11 protein-coding genes are annotated in these 13,728 nt (G+C 33.7%); 8 read left to right on the top strand and 3 right to left on the bottom strand.

The features are described from left to right. Positions 1-148: 148 nt before the first annotated feature. On the bottom strand, positions 149-727 hold the full coding sequence (locus tag DMB71_RS21540; protein ID WP_111369665.1) for a pentapeptide repeat-containing protein: 579 nt from the start codon (positions 725-727) through the stop codon (positions 149-151). Positions 728-884: 157 nt separating this feature from the next. On the opposite strand from DMB71_RS21540, the gene aspA reads away from it, so the two are divergent. The 6 genes from aspA (at position 885) to DMB71_RS21510 (ending at position 7,864) form a co-directional block, all read left to right on the top strand. Then, positions 885-2,294, top strand: a complete 1,410-nt coding sequence (gene aspA / locus DMB71_RS21535; RefSeq protein ID WP_111369664.1) for an aspartate ammonia-lyase — start codon at positions 885-887, stop codon at positions 2,292-2,294. 156 nt (positions 2,295-2,450) lie between these two features. Beyond that, positions 2,451-3,737 (top strand): BamA/TamA family outer membrane protein, encoded by a 1,287-nt coding sequence (locus tag DMB71_RS21530; protein ID WP_111369663.1) that lies wholly within the window; start codon positions 2,451-2,453, stop codon positions 3,735-3,737. Between the two features lie 165 nt (positions 3,738-3,902). Beyond that, positions 3,903-4,577: a response regulator transcription factor gene (locus tag DMB71_RS21525; RefSeq protein WP_111369662.1), complete on the top strand. Its 675-nt coding sequence runs from the start codon at positions 3,903-3,905 to the stop codon at positions 4,575-4,577. A 1-nt stretch (position 4,578) separates the two neighbouring features. Next, on the top strand, positions 4,579-5,961 hold the full coding sequence (locus tag DMB71_RS21520) for a HAMP domain-containing sensor histidine kinase (RefSeq protein ID WP_111369661.1): 1,383 nt from the start codon (positions 4,579-4,581) through the stop codon (positions 5,959-5,961). Between the two features lie 83 nt (positions 5,962-6,044). Continuing rightward, positions 6,045-6,767: an adenine nucleotide alpha hydrolase family protein gene (locus DMB71_RS21515; RefSeq protein ID WP_111369660.1), complete on the top strand. Its 723-nt coding sequence runs from the start codon at positions 6,045-6,047 to the stop codon at positions 6,765-6,767. A 149-nt stretch (positions 6,768-6,916) separates the two neighbouring features. Then, complete coding sequence (locus DMB71_RS21510) at positions 6,917-7,864, top strand: bestrophin family protein (protein WP_111369659.1); 948 nt, start codon at positions 6,917-6,919, stop codon at positions 7,862-7,864. Between the two features lie 292 nt (positions 7,865-8,156). On the opposite strand, the gene DMB71_RS21505 is transcribed toward DMB71_RS21510, so the two are convergent. After that, positions 8,157-9,578 carry an aminotransferase-like domain-containing protein gene (locus tag DMB71_RS21505; protein WP_111369764.1) on the bottom strand — a complete coding sequence of 474 codons (1,422 nt, stop codon included), beginning with the start codon at positions 9,576-9,578 and terminating at the stop codon, positions 8,157-8,159. Positions 9,579-9,689: 111 nt separating this feature from the next. Between DMB71_RS21505 and DMB71_RS21500 the strand changes: the two genes are divergently transcribed. Together DMB71_RS21500 and DMB71_RS21495 are read left to right on the top strand one after the other, a co-directional pair. After that, entirely contained in the window at positions 9,690-10,604 is a 915-nt protein-coding gene (locus tag DMB71_RS21500) for an EamA family transporter (protein WP_111369763.1), read from the top strand. Between the two features lie 334 nt (positions 10,605-10,938). Further along, positions 10,939-13,197 (top strand): acyl-CoA dehydrogenase family protein, encoded by a 2,259-nt coding sequence (locus DMB71_RS21495; RefSeq protein WP_111369658.1) that lies wholly within the window; start codon positions 10,939-10,941, stop codon positions 13,195-13,197. A gap of 123 nt (positions 13,198-13,320) precedes the next feature. On the opposite strand, the gene DMB71_RS21490 is transcribed toward DMB71_RS21495, so the two are convergent. Next, positions 13,321-13,665, bottom strand: a complete 345-nt coding sequence (locus DMB71_RS21490; RefSeq protein ID WP_111369657.1) for a 5-carboxymethyl-2-hydroxymuconate Delta-isomerase — start codon at positions 13,663-13,665, stop codon at positions 13,321-13,323. Positions 13,666-13,728 lie beyond the last annotated feature (63 nt).

Genomic DNA, 13,728 nt, shown 5'->3' with positions numbered 1-13,728 from the left:
AAACTCTACAAAGATTGGCTTTTCGTTGCGGAGTTACTCGTGGAGATTTCTCCTTCGTCGAAATGACAAACTTTATGTGTATACTTTGTGGAAATACGAGTGTGATCCTTCGTTCCTCAGGATGACAAACTATACGTTTTTTGTTTGATTAACTCACAATCACATCATGCGTAAACAACAACCCTTTTACTTCCTTCAACGAAAAAATAGCCTTCTTTAATTTAGTTTTAGAAGGATCAATAGTATAATTATAACTGGTTTTAAAATCAGCTTTATTAGCAATGGCTTTGTTGAATTCGGAACGATATAGGTCACAATTATCGAAAATTACACCTGTTAAATCTGCTGCCATAAAATCAACAGCAATTAAACTGCAATTGGTAAACGGAGTTCCTTTTAATTTTAAAGTGTAAAACTTCGAAAAGTCAAGAATGCAATCATTAAAATGCACTTCAAAAATGAGTTTGTCGCACATAGCGAAATTCACTTCTTTAATTTCACAACGGTTAAAAGTAACCGTTCTCAAAGCAACATAATTAATCTTCGCTTCGCTGAAAATGCAATCATTAAAAATGCAATCGATAAAAGTAACGGCAAGAAAAGTGCAGGCAGAGAAGTTACAATTATTAAAAACGCATGATTCAAAGTCTTTAAAATTCAAATCATCTTTGGCGTAAATAATCGTATTGTATTCTTTATCAAGAAAATATTCGCTTTCTTTTTTCAACCTTTTTTATAATTATTTGAAGGTGAAAAGGTACTAATTAACTCTATAAAAATGGAAACAAATTATAAATGATTTTGATTTAATTCACACTTTTAATGCATAATTTGATGTAGCTTTACACTTATTTTTTTAAGTCAAAACATATCAATTTTATTATATGGAACCAACAAGAAAAGAACACGATTTTCTGGGAGAATTAGAAATTCCTAATCATTTATACTACGGAATCCAGACTTTTAGAGCGGTAGAAAACTTTAATATTACTGGAATTCCGATTTCAAAAGAGCCTTTATTCATCAAAGCTCTAGGATATGTAAAAAAAGCAGCCGCTTTAGCAAACAAAGATTGTGGAGCTCTTGAACCTAAAATCGCCGAGGCAATCTGTTACGGAAGTGATCAGGTTATTGCAGGTAAATTTGATCAGGAATTTGTAAGCGATTTAATTCAGGGCGGGGCAGGAACTTCAGTAAACATGAATGCCAACGAAGTTATTGCCAATATCGGATTAGAATATTTAGGCCATAAAAAAGGAGAATATAATTTTCTGCATCCAAATAATCACGTAAACTGTTCGCAGTCTACAAATGATGCTTATCCATCGGCTTTTAGAATTGCTTTGTATCTTAAAATGGAAAGCTTTATTAAAACTTTTGCTGGTTTAGAAGTCGCTTTCGCAAAAAAAGGCGAGGAGTTTAAGGATGTCTTAAAAATGGGAAGAACGCAATTGCAAGATGCGGTTCCTATGACTTTAGGGCAAGAATTTAAAGCTTACGCCACAACAATTGGAGAAGATATTCAGCGTTTAAAAAATGCTCAGGAATTACTTTTAGAAATCAATATGGGCGCAACCGCTATAGGTACAAAAGTAAATGCTCCAGAAGGTTATCCTGAAATCTGTGTAAAATATTTGGCAGATGAGGTTGGAATTCCGCTGACACTTTCGCCAGATTTAATTGAGGCGACGGTTGACACAGGAGCTTATGTTCAGATTATGGGAACTTTAAAACGTTCTGCAGTAAAGATCTCTAAAATCTGTAACGATTTGCGTTTATTGAGTTCAGGACCAAGAACAGGTTTTAACGAAATCAATCTTCCAGCACGCCAGCCAGGATCTTCTATTATGCCAGGAAAAGTAAATCCGGTAATTCCAGAAGTGGTAAATCAGACTTGTTTTTATGTGATTGGTCAGGATTTAACGGTAACAATGGCTGCAGAAGCAGGACAATTACAACTAAATGTAATGGAACCTGTTATTGCTTTTGCGATGTTTACTTCTTTGGATTATCTTTCAAATGCAATTCAGACTTTAATCGATAAATGTATTAACGGAATCACAGCAAATGTTGATCACTGTTACAATATGGTCATGAACAGCATCGGAATTGTAACGCAATTGAATCCAATTTTAGGATATGAAGAAAGTGCCAGTATTGCAGGAGAAGCTTTAAAAACTGGTAAAAGCGTACATCAAATTGCAGTTCTCGAAAGAAAATTAATTACTCAGGAAAAATGGGATGAAATTTATTCTCTTGAGAATTTGATTCACCCAAAATTTATTACCAAGTAATATTTGAGATGATATTCCCAAGCCGTCAAATTTATTTTTGACGGCTTTTTTTGTTAAAATATTTTTTAATTAATTAGTTTTATTTTATAAGATGTTGAAAATAAGGCTTATATTTACAGTAAGATTGAGTCTTATTTCTAAAGCTAAACTTTGTAAATGGTGATTTTTTTTAAAAATAATGCCTTTCAGTACAAGTCTAAAATCTTAGGATTATTGCTTTTTATTTCTTTCAATCTATTTGCTCAAGAGGAAATTCAGAATTCTGAAATTCAAAATCCAAAAATTTGTCCGCCTAAAACGATATTTGATATCTTTAAAAAAGATGACGACGCATTAGTTGTTAAGCCCACAAAAAACAATTTCTTTTTAGTAATTCCCGCAATAGGTTCTCAGCCTGCAACTGGTTTCTTTTTTGGAGCTGTTGCCCAATATACTTTTAAAGGAAAAGAGGAAAAAGACAAATATTCAATTGCCAATATTGGAATCACTTATACTTTAAAAAATCAGTGGCTGGTCAATGTAAAAAACAATATTCTGCTGAAGAATAATAAGATTTTTTTGAGCGGGGATTATCGATTGTATCTGTTTTCGCAACCCAATTACGGATTAGGAACCGATATTATTCCTCCAAGACGTGATCGTCCGCCTGGTTTTAGTGTAGATTCGCTAGCTCAGGATATGGATTATAATTATTTCAAATTTCATCAGACCGTTTCTTTTGAAGTTAAAGAAAATTATTATGTTGGGGGAGGAATTAATATTGACTGGTATTCAAGCATTGATGATAAAGAGCTAGATATTGCCAACGGAAAATATACCTATCACTATAATTACAGCCAGAAATATGGTTTTGATCATAATGAGTATTTCTTGAATGGAGTAAGTTTGAATCTGGTTCACGATTCGCGAGACAATCAGGTAAATGCATCAAAAGGCTGGTTTGCCAATATAAACTATAGATTTAATCCAGTACTTTTTAATAATCAAGAATATAGTAATGTTCTTTTCGCAGAATACCGTCATTTTATTCCTGTTTCTCATAAAAATCCGCGATATATTCTGGCACTTTGGACTTATGGGCAATTCGTAACAAGAGGAAAAGTTCCGTACTTAAATCTTCCTGCAATTGGCTGGGATCAGCGCAGCAGAAGTGGAGAAGGCTACACGCAAGGATTGTTTAGAGGAAATGGACTGGTTTATTTGTCTACAGAGTTTCGATTTCCGATTACCTGCAATCAATTGCTGAGTGGTACTGTTTTTACCAATTTTGTAACGACCAGTAATTCCGATAATGATCTTAAATTATTCAAATCAATTCAGCCAGCAGCTGGTTTCGGTTTAAGGCTTTTAATTGACAAAGCTTCCAAAACGAATCTTATTTTCGACTACTCATGGGGTAATAATTCTAAAGGATTTTATTTGAATGCTGGAGAGACTTTTTAATTTGAAAAATTAAGAATCAAAAAGCTTTGGCCATAAAATAATATCAAAAAACAGACGATAAGGCTTACTTTTTTTATTCTTCACAATAAAATCATAATTTGTAAAGTTGTTTAAAATTATTTTAAATAGTATTCTTATTTTTGTTGTATATACAAACTTCTTAATATGAAATTACTGATAGTCGAAGATGAGCCAAATCTATTATCGATATTACGAAAAGGTTTTGCGGAAAATAATAATGAAGTAAGCGTTGCTATGGATGGTAAAACGGCCATGGAAATGATTCATAATTATACCTTCGATGTTGTAATTTTAGACGTAATGCTTCCTGATGTCAACGGAATTGAAATCTGCAGAAGACTTCGCGCAGCCAAAAATTTCGTGCCAATTTTACTTTTAACGGCTTTAGGAACTTCAGAAAATATTGTAACCGGACTTAATTCTGGTGCAGATGATTATTTGGTTAAACCTTTTAAATTTGGAGAGTTAGATGCCAGAGTAAATGCTTTGTACAGAAGGTCGCAGCAGGAAACAGAAAAAATAGATACTATCACAATAGCTGATTTAGAAATAAACGGACGCGCCAAAACGGTTAAAAGAGATGGCGAAAACATTGTACTAACAGCCAAAGAATTTAAACTTTTATATTATTTGGCAAAAAATACGGGACGCATTGTTTCGCGTGATCAGATTTTAGACAATGTTTGGGATATTAATTTTGATATGAATACCAATGTTGTCGATGTCTATATTACATACTTAAGAAGAAAGATAGACAAGCCTTTTTCAACCAAACTGATTCACACCATGAAAGGTTTGGGTTATGTAATAAAACCATAATATGGATATTAGGAAAAAAATCACTTTCAATTATGTTGCTCTTTCGACCTTTAGTACCTCGCTATTGTGTATCATCGTGTTTTTCTTGTTCAGAGAAAACAATCGTTACCACTTTTTAAAGCGATTAGATGATAGGGCGAAAATTGTAGCTTCAATTCATTTTCAAAAAGATCCAGAGAAGATTAAATATTATAAAAATCTTCAAAAAAATGGTCTTGAAGAATTAATTGAGGAAGAAGAGTATGTACTCAAAATAAACAGTCACAATAGTTTTGATTATAATACGAACCTAAATCTGCCGAATACTTTTTACACTAATATTTTAAGTACAGGAAAAGACTCGTACGAAAGAGATAATAAGTATTACTTAGGACAGATTTTTCAGGAAAGCAATCAAAAATATATTGTAATCGTTGGTGCAAGAGACCGTAAAGGAAAAGACACAACCATTTATATTGTCAAAATTATGCTTTTTGGCGGAATCGGATTTGTGATTCTGGCTTTTCTTTTAGGACGATATCTAGCAAAACGTGTCATTAATCCTGTAGCAAGAATTACTAAAGAAGTAAAAAGAATTAGTGCTTCTAATCTGCACAATCGTCTTCCCGAAGTTAAAAATTCTGATGAAATATCAGATTTAACCAATACTTTTAATAATATGCTGGATCGATTGGAGACTTCTTTCGAAATCCAAGCGAACTTTATTAATAATGCTTCTCACGAATTGAAAACGCCAATTACAACCATTATTGCCGAATCGGAGATTATGTTGCTTAAAGAGAGAGAAAAACATGAATATGTAGAATCTCTGCAAAATATTTACAGTCAGGCTTCAAGATTAGGAAACTTGACAGAAAGCTTGCTTAAGTTGACGCAAACAGGATATGACGGACAAAAACAGGTTTCAGATATTGCCCGAATGGATGAATTGTTGTTGGATGTAAAATCTGATTTAGACAAAATTTATCCAGATAACCGCGTAAGCATTAAACTTAATTTTGCTCCAGAAGATTCTAATCTATTATTACTGCCATGCAATAAACCGCTTTTAGAATTGGCAATCAATAATATTATAACCAATGGCGTAAAGTATTCTGATAATAACGAAGTTTTTGTAAATCTTACGGCAAACAAAGAAATGATCAAAATTGCGATCAATGATATTGGAATCGGAATTCCGCCAGAAGATATTCCGCATTTGTATGAGCCTTTCTTTAGAGGTAAAATCGCTGCCAAATATATTGGCTACGGTTTAGGACTTCCTTTGGCTTCTAAAATTATTAGAATGCACGACGGAGAACTTCAAGTGCAGTCTGAACAGAATAAAGGCACAATCGTTACCATCATCTTTAAAAAAGGCAACATTAAAAAATCTAATGTTTAATTTTAGGAAATTCTAATTTTAGATTAATAACGGTCTAATTTGTCGAAAGTTATTTTGTAAGTATAAAACTAAAAGATATACTTATGAAAAATTTTCTTATACCTACAACTTTAAAAGATGATACTATTTCGGCTGTTAAATCTGCGGTAAATCAGTCTAAGAATACGGAATCGGAAATTATTTTAGTATTAGTTTCAGAAGCTCCTGATACGTTTTCTTCTTCGGGTTTTTTAAGAGAAATGAAATCTGGACTTACCAAAAGTCAGGAAGAAGTTCTGGAAACTTGCCGATATATTATAGAACATACTTCAAATATTAAACTAAAAGTCCACAATCAATACGGACTTTCGGCACCAATTTTCAGACGTCTTATAGAAGCGTTTTCTGTAAAACTGATTATTCTGACCCATTCTTATAAGCAGGAAACCAAAAGAATCCATCAATATTTAGTGCAGTTGGCAGGAAATCAGAAATGTCCGATTCTGCATCTTGGTACAGAAATCAATAAAGAGGTTTTTCATAAAGCATTGTATGTAGAAAATTCTAATAAAAACATTCATGTAAAAGATGTACAGGATTTTTTAAATGCCAATTTCTCTTTTGAAATTGTTAGCCAGACAGCCAGTTTTGAAGATAATTACGAAAATGTAGCGCCCTTTTTATCAGAAGCCATATCAAAACACAATATCGATATGTTGGTAGAAACTCGAAAAGGCGAAAAAATCAAATTTAAAAAAGTCAAAAAAGAAAATGTCAATGAAAAATTAGGTCTTCCAGTTCTTTCGTTGTACGAAGAGATGGTTTGATTTCTAAGCCACTAAGCTTCTGAGGTTCTAAGTTTCTAAGTTTCTAAGTTTCTAAGTTTTTTAATTGGTAGATCTTAATGCCTTAGCATCTTAGCTCCTTAGTTTCTTAGCACCTAAAAAAAAATATTAATTTAATTAAAACCGAAAATATGTTATTAAAGAAAAGAATACCAATGAAGTACGTTCTCGGGAAAATTAAAGTAGAAATTGCACTAGTATTGGCTTATACAGTACTATTTGAAATTTTCCATCATTATTTTATCAATCTTCCTGTAGATATTCCGATTGCCATTCCAACTATGATTGGAACCATTATTTCCTTATTATTAGCTTTTAAGTCGAATCAGGCATATGACAGATGGTGGGAAGCACGAATTGTTTGGGGAGCAGTTGTAAACGATTCAAGAACCTTAATCCGTCAGGTTTTAACGTTTTACGAAGATCCAGATTATTCTGTTGAAGCGAGCGAATTCAAAGAAAATTTTGCTAAAAGACAAATTGCTTGGTGTTATAGTTTAGGAGAATCGCTTAGAAAAAGAGATGCGATAAAACCACTTGAAGGTCTAATTAGCGAAGAAGAAATCAAATACATCAAAAATCATCAAAACGTTCCGAATGCTATTTTGATGTTGCACGCAAGAGATTTGAGAACCGCTAAAAATGAAAAGAAAATCAACATGTATCAGCAGGTTGAAATCGATAATACTTTGTCAAGATTGTGTGATGAAATGGGTAAATGTGAGCGTATTAAGAACACGATTTTTCCAACTACTTACAGTATGTATATTAGATTGACTTTGTGTTTGTTTATTCTGTTGCTGCCTTTTGGTTTAACAAGTGTATTGAGCTGGTTCGCAATTCCGCTGATTACTGCAATCGGTGCTGCTTTCTTTTTGATCGAAAGAATGGCAATTCATTTGCAAGATCCATTTGAAAACAGACCGACCGATACGCCAGTTACGGCAATTGCAAATACAATTGAAAAAAATATCAAACAAATGCTGAATGAATATCAAAGTGAATTTGATATACTGAAAGAATTTGAATTAAATGACGAACCTAAGAAAGTCGAAAAGGACGCTTATTTTGTCTTATAACTATTTAATTTTGGTCTTCTTTTAATTGTTGGCTGGACAGTGTGTAGTTGCGCTGTCCAGTTTTTTTGTCATTGCGAGGAACGAAGCAATCACGCTAACAAAGAATATGCAAAGTTTGTCATTCCGAGGGACGAGGAATCTCCACAAGAAACTCCGCAAGGTGAAGAAAGAAGAAATTACCAAATGTTTTAAACATAACCAGCGGTTTCAACCGCTGGAACGCAAAGAATCTTGCAATGTGTTCCCGTGGTTGAAACCACGGGCTATGTTCATTTAATGAGTTTTAAAACATTTATAATTGCTTTGCCAACCTTCCCAACGTCTGAATCGCAGTCCTCAATTCATTAGACCAAGGCAATCCAAAACTCAATCGCATGCAATTTGAAAATTGGTTTTGAAAAGAGAAAATTCTTCCTGGGGCAATACTAATATTATGTTTTAGCGCTAAATGATAAAAAGCGGCAGTATCAATTTTTTTATCCAATTCTACCCAAAGAAAAAATCCGCCTTGAGGCTGACTCACTTTTGTTCCTGCTGGAAAAGATTCCAAAACAGTATTAATGTAATTGGTACAGTTTCGATTTAGAATCTGACGAATTTTTCTAAGATGGTTTTCATAGCGGCCATTTTTTAGAAAGTCACCAACCACTTCGTGTGTAATAGTTGAATTGGAGATCGTATGGTACAATTTGGTTCTCAGAACTTCTTTTTTAAACTTCCCTGGAGAAACCCAACCCACACGATAGCCTGGTGCTAGACTTTTAGAAACAGAACTGCAGCACAGTACAATGCCACTTTCATCGTAAGTTTTACAATTGGTTGGACGGCTTGTGCCAAAATACAAATCGCCATGAATATCGTCTTCAATTAACGGAACATTGTAAAAATCCATTAAACGGACAATTTCCTTTTTATGTTCGTTTGGTAGCATACTTCCTGACGGATTACTGAAATTGCTCATCAATACACAGGCTTTTACTTTGTTGGAAGCAAGAGTTTTTTTTACTGCTTCAATTTCAATTCCTGTCGTCATATTGGTAGGAAGTTCCAGAACATACAAACCTAAAGATCTCGCCAGTTGCAGAATACCAAAATAAACCGGACTTTCTGTAATAATCGTATCCCCTGGCTTAGTCAGTGTCAATAAACAATCTGAAATTGCTGAAATACAGCCAGGAGTGGTTATAATATCATCTTCGGTCAAAGAACCGCCCCAAGTAAAAGACCAACGCGCAATTTCTTTTCTTAGATTACTATTTCCTTCAATTTCTTCATAACTCGTTCCGCTGTTTGGCAGTTGACGCATAGCCTGAACCATTCCTTTATTCAATTTAGCAATTGGCAACAGTTCATTGGACGGAAAACCAAGCGAAAGCATTGTAATATCTTTTTTACGCATATCACCATAAACCAAATCCACTAAATCCTCGCGTTCAATATTTTCAAGGGTAAAAAGCGGTGTACTTGCCGATGGTTCCGGAATTGTTCTGGCTGAAATATTACTTACATAATAACCTGATTGTGGTCTTGATTCGATCAAAGAACGGCTTTCTACTTCATAATATGCTTTGCTGACGGTGCTCATGCTGTAGCCTGTTTCGGCACAAACTTCTCGTATAGAAGGCAGTTTGTCGCCTACATTTAAAAGTCCAGATTTGATCTGTTTTTCGATGAGGTCAGCAAATTGAAGATATAAGTAATTAGAATTTTTCATTATGAAAATAAAAACTGTTATGCTGCAATTTACAAAAACTGTATCTGTATTGCTGTTTAATTTTTTAGAAATTTGCGTTATCAAAAGAAAATAAATTCAAAAGCTAATTTTGTGAAAACAACAAAGTATTACGTAGCAGCAATTTCAGCCTTTATTACATGGGGGCTTTTTAGCTTAGTTTTAAAACCGATACACGATTATCCGTCATTGGATATTCTGTTTTTTCGTGTTTTTAGCTGTGGTATTTTAATGCTTTTGATTGCTTTTTTATTTAAAAGAAAACAAATAAGAGAAACCATTCAGATTTTTAAGGCTTTATCAAAATTAGAAAAAAGAAAATCGATTCTTTTAAATATTGGAGGAAGCGCATTTTTGATGGCTAATTGGTTTACATTTATTTATGTAGTGAATCATATCAGCGTAAAAGCCGCTTCTCTGGCTTATCTTGTTTGCCCAATCCTGACTACATTATTAGCTTATTTTATACTAAACGAAAAATTGCTAAAAACACAATGGCTTTCTGTGGGATTAAGCATTTCAGGATGTTTATTGCTTTCCTATAGCGATATCATGGATATGTTTTTCAGTATCATAATAGGTCTTACTTATGCCGCTTATCTAGTAAGCCAGCGTGCCAATAGAGGTTTTGACAAGTTTATTGTTCTAACTTTTCATATCACTTTGGCTGCATTATTTTTATTACCGTTTTATCCGGTTTTTGGGGGACCGGTACCAACGGAATTTAAGTTTTATTTCTGCATTGAAACCATTGCAATCGTATTTACTATAATTCCGTTATTTCTCAATTTATATGCACTTTCCGGAATCAACTCTTCCACAGTTGGAATGTTACTAAACATTAATCCGATGATTGCATTTGGCTTGGCAGCCTTCTTTTTTAAAGAAAACATTACGCCTTTACAAATTACAGCATACGGTATCATTTTTACCGCAGTGTTAGTTTTTAATTCGCATCATATTTTTGCCATAAAGCAAAAAATGACCTCAATATCCAAGGGTTCTTAATTCTTAGTTTTCATATTTTTTATTGGTTTAAAATCGAAAATTGTCAGAATCTTAACAGGATGTTTAAACAGGAATGAGTATATTTCATTCCTGTTTTTTTATGCGATAAACTGAAAAATTATTTAGCCACAGATTTAAAAGATTAAAAGGATTATATTATTGTTCGCATTTAAAAAATATTGCCACGAATTCCACGAATTTCCACAAATTTTGTTCATCATTTTAGAATAATTAATTCGTGAAAATTAGTGGAATTCGTGGCAAACAAAAAAATCCTTTCTAATCTGTGTAATCTGTGGCAAGAAAAAACTATTACAAACCGAATCTTAATACTATGAAAGCTGCCAAACTTCAAGCCTTTACTCCGTTATTTTATTTAGTGTGGTCAGATGATTTACTGACACAGAAAGAATTTACAACTTTAAAAGAGTTTATAAATTCCTTAAATGTTTTATCTCCAGACGAAAAAGAATATTTGCTTTCTAAAGTAGATATTTCAAATCCGCCTTCACGAAATGAACTCACACAATGGAAATCGGATATTGAAAAAAGCATTCAGGATAAATCTTCTATAAAATCGATTTTTGATATTGCTAAAGCACTTTCTGCACAAGATTTGGATTTGACTCCCATAGAATCAGATTTTGTGAAATTGGAAAATGATCTTGGAATTTTAGGTGAAGAAGCACTGCAAAACTTTAAAACCAAAGCAGGCTCTTTTACAGCCAATTCTCAAACCAATGCGAGTTTTGACATTCAGAAAATAACTCAAATTTTAGATGGAAAAGAAGAAGAGATAATTAAAAGAGTAAAATTGGTTATCTCAAGACCTGAATTTGCTTATGAAACTTCAACCGATATTAATGTTTTTAGACAAACCGTTTACAAATGGTGTAAAATTCTAGCCGATGAAAATTTAGGAAGCATGGCTTATCCCAAAGAATACGGTGGAGGAGGAAATATCGAAGATTATTTTGCGATTATGGAAACGTTGAGTTATCATGATTTAAGTCTGGTAATCAAATTTGGTGTTCAATTCGGACTTTGGGGAATGAGCGTTCAATCTTTAGGAACCGAAAAACATTATGCTAAGTATTTGAAAGACATTGGCTCGCTGAAACTTCCTGGATGTTTTGCCATGACCGAAACACATCATGGTTCGAACGTAAAAGGGTTAGAAACCACAGCAACTTACAATCATAGCGATCAGACTTTTACCATTCATACACCAAACAAAAACGCACAAAAAGAATATATTGGAAACGCAGCCGTTCATGGACAAATGGCGACTGTTTTTGCTAAATTAATTATTGATGATCACGATTATGGCGTAAATGCGTTTGTGGTTCCGTTACGCGATTCTGATGGAAATATGGTAAAAGGCGTAACAATTGGTGATTGTGGTCATAAAATGGGATTAAATGGAGTTGATAACGGAACAATTAGTTTCGACAATGTTATAATTCCGAAGGAAAATATGCTGGATCGTTTTGCTTCTGTAAATGATAAAGGCGAATTTGAAAGTCCGATTCCGAGTGATAACCGTAGATTTTTTACGATGTTGGGAACTTTAGTAGGAGGGAGAATCGGGATTCCGCGTTCGGCTTTGGCAGCAGCAAAATCTGGATTGACAATTGCCATTCGCTACAGCGATCAAAGAAGACAATTTGGACCAGAAGGCGGATCTGAGGTTCCGATTTTAAATTATAGAATGCATCAGCGCAGATTATTACCGCATTTAGCGAAAACATATGCGGTTCATTTTGGGCTTCAATATTTAAGCAAGAGATTTTTAAACAGAACCGAAGCCGAAATGCAAGAAATTGAAGCTTTGGCTGCAGGAATGAAATCATATTCTACTTGGAGCACGAGAGATATTTTGCAGGAATGCCGTGAAGCTTGTGGAGGAAAAGGATATTTGTCTGAAAACCGAATTGACGCGCTTAAAAATGACACCGAAATTTACACCACCTTTGAAGGCGATAATACAGTTTTGATGCAATTAGTGGCTAAAAACCGTTTGGCAGAATTCAGAAAATCGTTTGGAGAAATGGGCTCATTGGGCATTATCAATTATGTGTATGAAAATGCGAAAACGGCAATTGCTGAGAAAAATCCAATTGCAACTCGCAGGACAGACGATGAGCATCTATTAGATAGTGAATTTCATCTTCAGGTATTTGTTCATAGAGAAAAAACAATTTTAGCTTCTGCAGCGCGACGTATCAAGAAATTAATCGATGGCGGATTAGAGCCTTATGATGCTTTTAATGTCGTTCAGCATCAAATGATTGATGTCGCGCAGGCGTATTTGGAGAGAATAGTTTTAGAACAATTTCAGATTGCAATAAAAACCATAGAAGATGAACCATCAAAAGCAATCTTGACAAAACTGAACCAGCTGTACGCACTTTCAACAATCGAAAAAAACAAGGCTTGGTATCTGGAAGACGGTTATATGGAAGCGGTTAAAACCAAAGCTATCCGTAAAATTGTAAATCAGCTTTGCTGGGATATTCGTCCCGATGCTGTGGCTTTAGTAAATGCTTTTGATATTCCCGAAAGTTGTTTGGCAGCACCAATTGCTGTTTAGTTTTTTTTACCATATAAGTGATATAAGAATTGAAAGCAACTTTGTCAAAGTTTTAAGCTTTGACAAAGTTTTTTTTATATCATTTAAGCTTTGGGTATAAAACTAGTGATGGCATAAAAGACGTTATATCATTGTTTTATTAAAATAATTAGCCTTTTCGAATTCCATTACATTAATAGAAATTACTGAAACTTCTGGAAGTAACGCATTCAGTTTTGTGACAATTACTTTTGATAAATTGCTCTTTTGCTCGTCATTTCTGCCTTCCATAATGTAGCTGAAAACATGAATAAAATCATTTAACGTATTTCCGTTGTTATAATAAGTAAAAGGATTAATGCGAACTTTGATTTCAGAAGCAGCAAAAAGATTAGTCGAGAAAGCGGCATTAAAAACCTCCTGCATAATTTCGTCTGCTGCAAGTCGGCGCAGTACATTTTCTGAACAGTCAATTATAAAGTGTGGCATAATTTTTAAGTTTTATCGGGTTTGCTGTAACAAAATTATAAAAAAGGTTACTTGTAATATTTT

It is taken from the genome of Flavobacterium tistrianum (genome assembly GCF_003254545.1).
In the GTDB taxonomy this organism is placed as follows: Bacteria; Bacteroidota; Bacteroidia; order Flavobacteriales; family Flavobacteriaceae; genus Flavobacterium; species Flavobacterium tistrianum.
The sequence above is the reverse complement of the archived record's forward strand: the minus strand, read 5'-3'. Positions and strand labels throughout refer to the sequence as shown.

Bases quoted from the DNA above. Each gene is read 5' to 3' on its own strand.
- aspA (WP_111369664.1), top strand. From the start codon at position 885: ATGGAACCAACAAGAAAAGAACACGATTTTCTGGGAGAATTAGAAATT.
- DMB71_RS21530 (WP_111369663.1), top strand. From the start codon at position 2,451: ATGGTGATTTTTTTTAAAAATAATGCCTTTCAGTACAAGTCTAAAATC.
- DMB71_RS21525 (WP_111369662.1), top strand. From the start codon at position 3,903: ATGAAATTACTGATAGTCGAAGATGAGCCAAATCTATTATCGATATTA.
- DMB71_RS21520 (WP_111369661.1), top strand. From the start codon at position 4,579: ATGGATATTAGGAAAAAAATCACTTTCAATTATGTTGCTCTTTCGACC.
- DMB71_RS21515 (WP_111369660.1), top strand. From the start codon at position 6,045: ATGAAAAATTTTCTTATACCTACAACTTTAAAAGATGATACTATTTCG.
- DMB71_RS21510 (WP_111369659.1), top strand. From the start codon at position 6,917: ATGTTATTAAAGAAAAGAATACCAATGAAGTACGTTCTCGGGAAAATT.
- DMB71_RS21505 (WP_111369764.1), bottom strand. From the start codon at position 9,578: ATGAAAAATTCTAATTACTTATATCTTCAATTTGCTGACCTCATCGAA.
- DMB71_RS21495 (WP_111369658.1), top strand. From the start codon at position 10,939: ATGAAAGCTGCCAAACTTCAAGCCTTTACTCCGTTATTTTATTTAGTG.
- DMB71_RS21490 (WP_111369657.1), bottom strand. From the start codon at position 13,665: ATGCCACACTTTATAATTGACTGTTCAGAAAATGTACTGCGCCGACTT.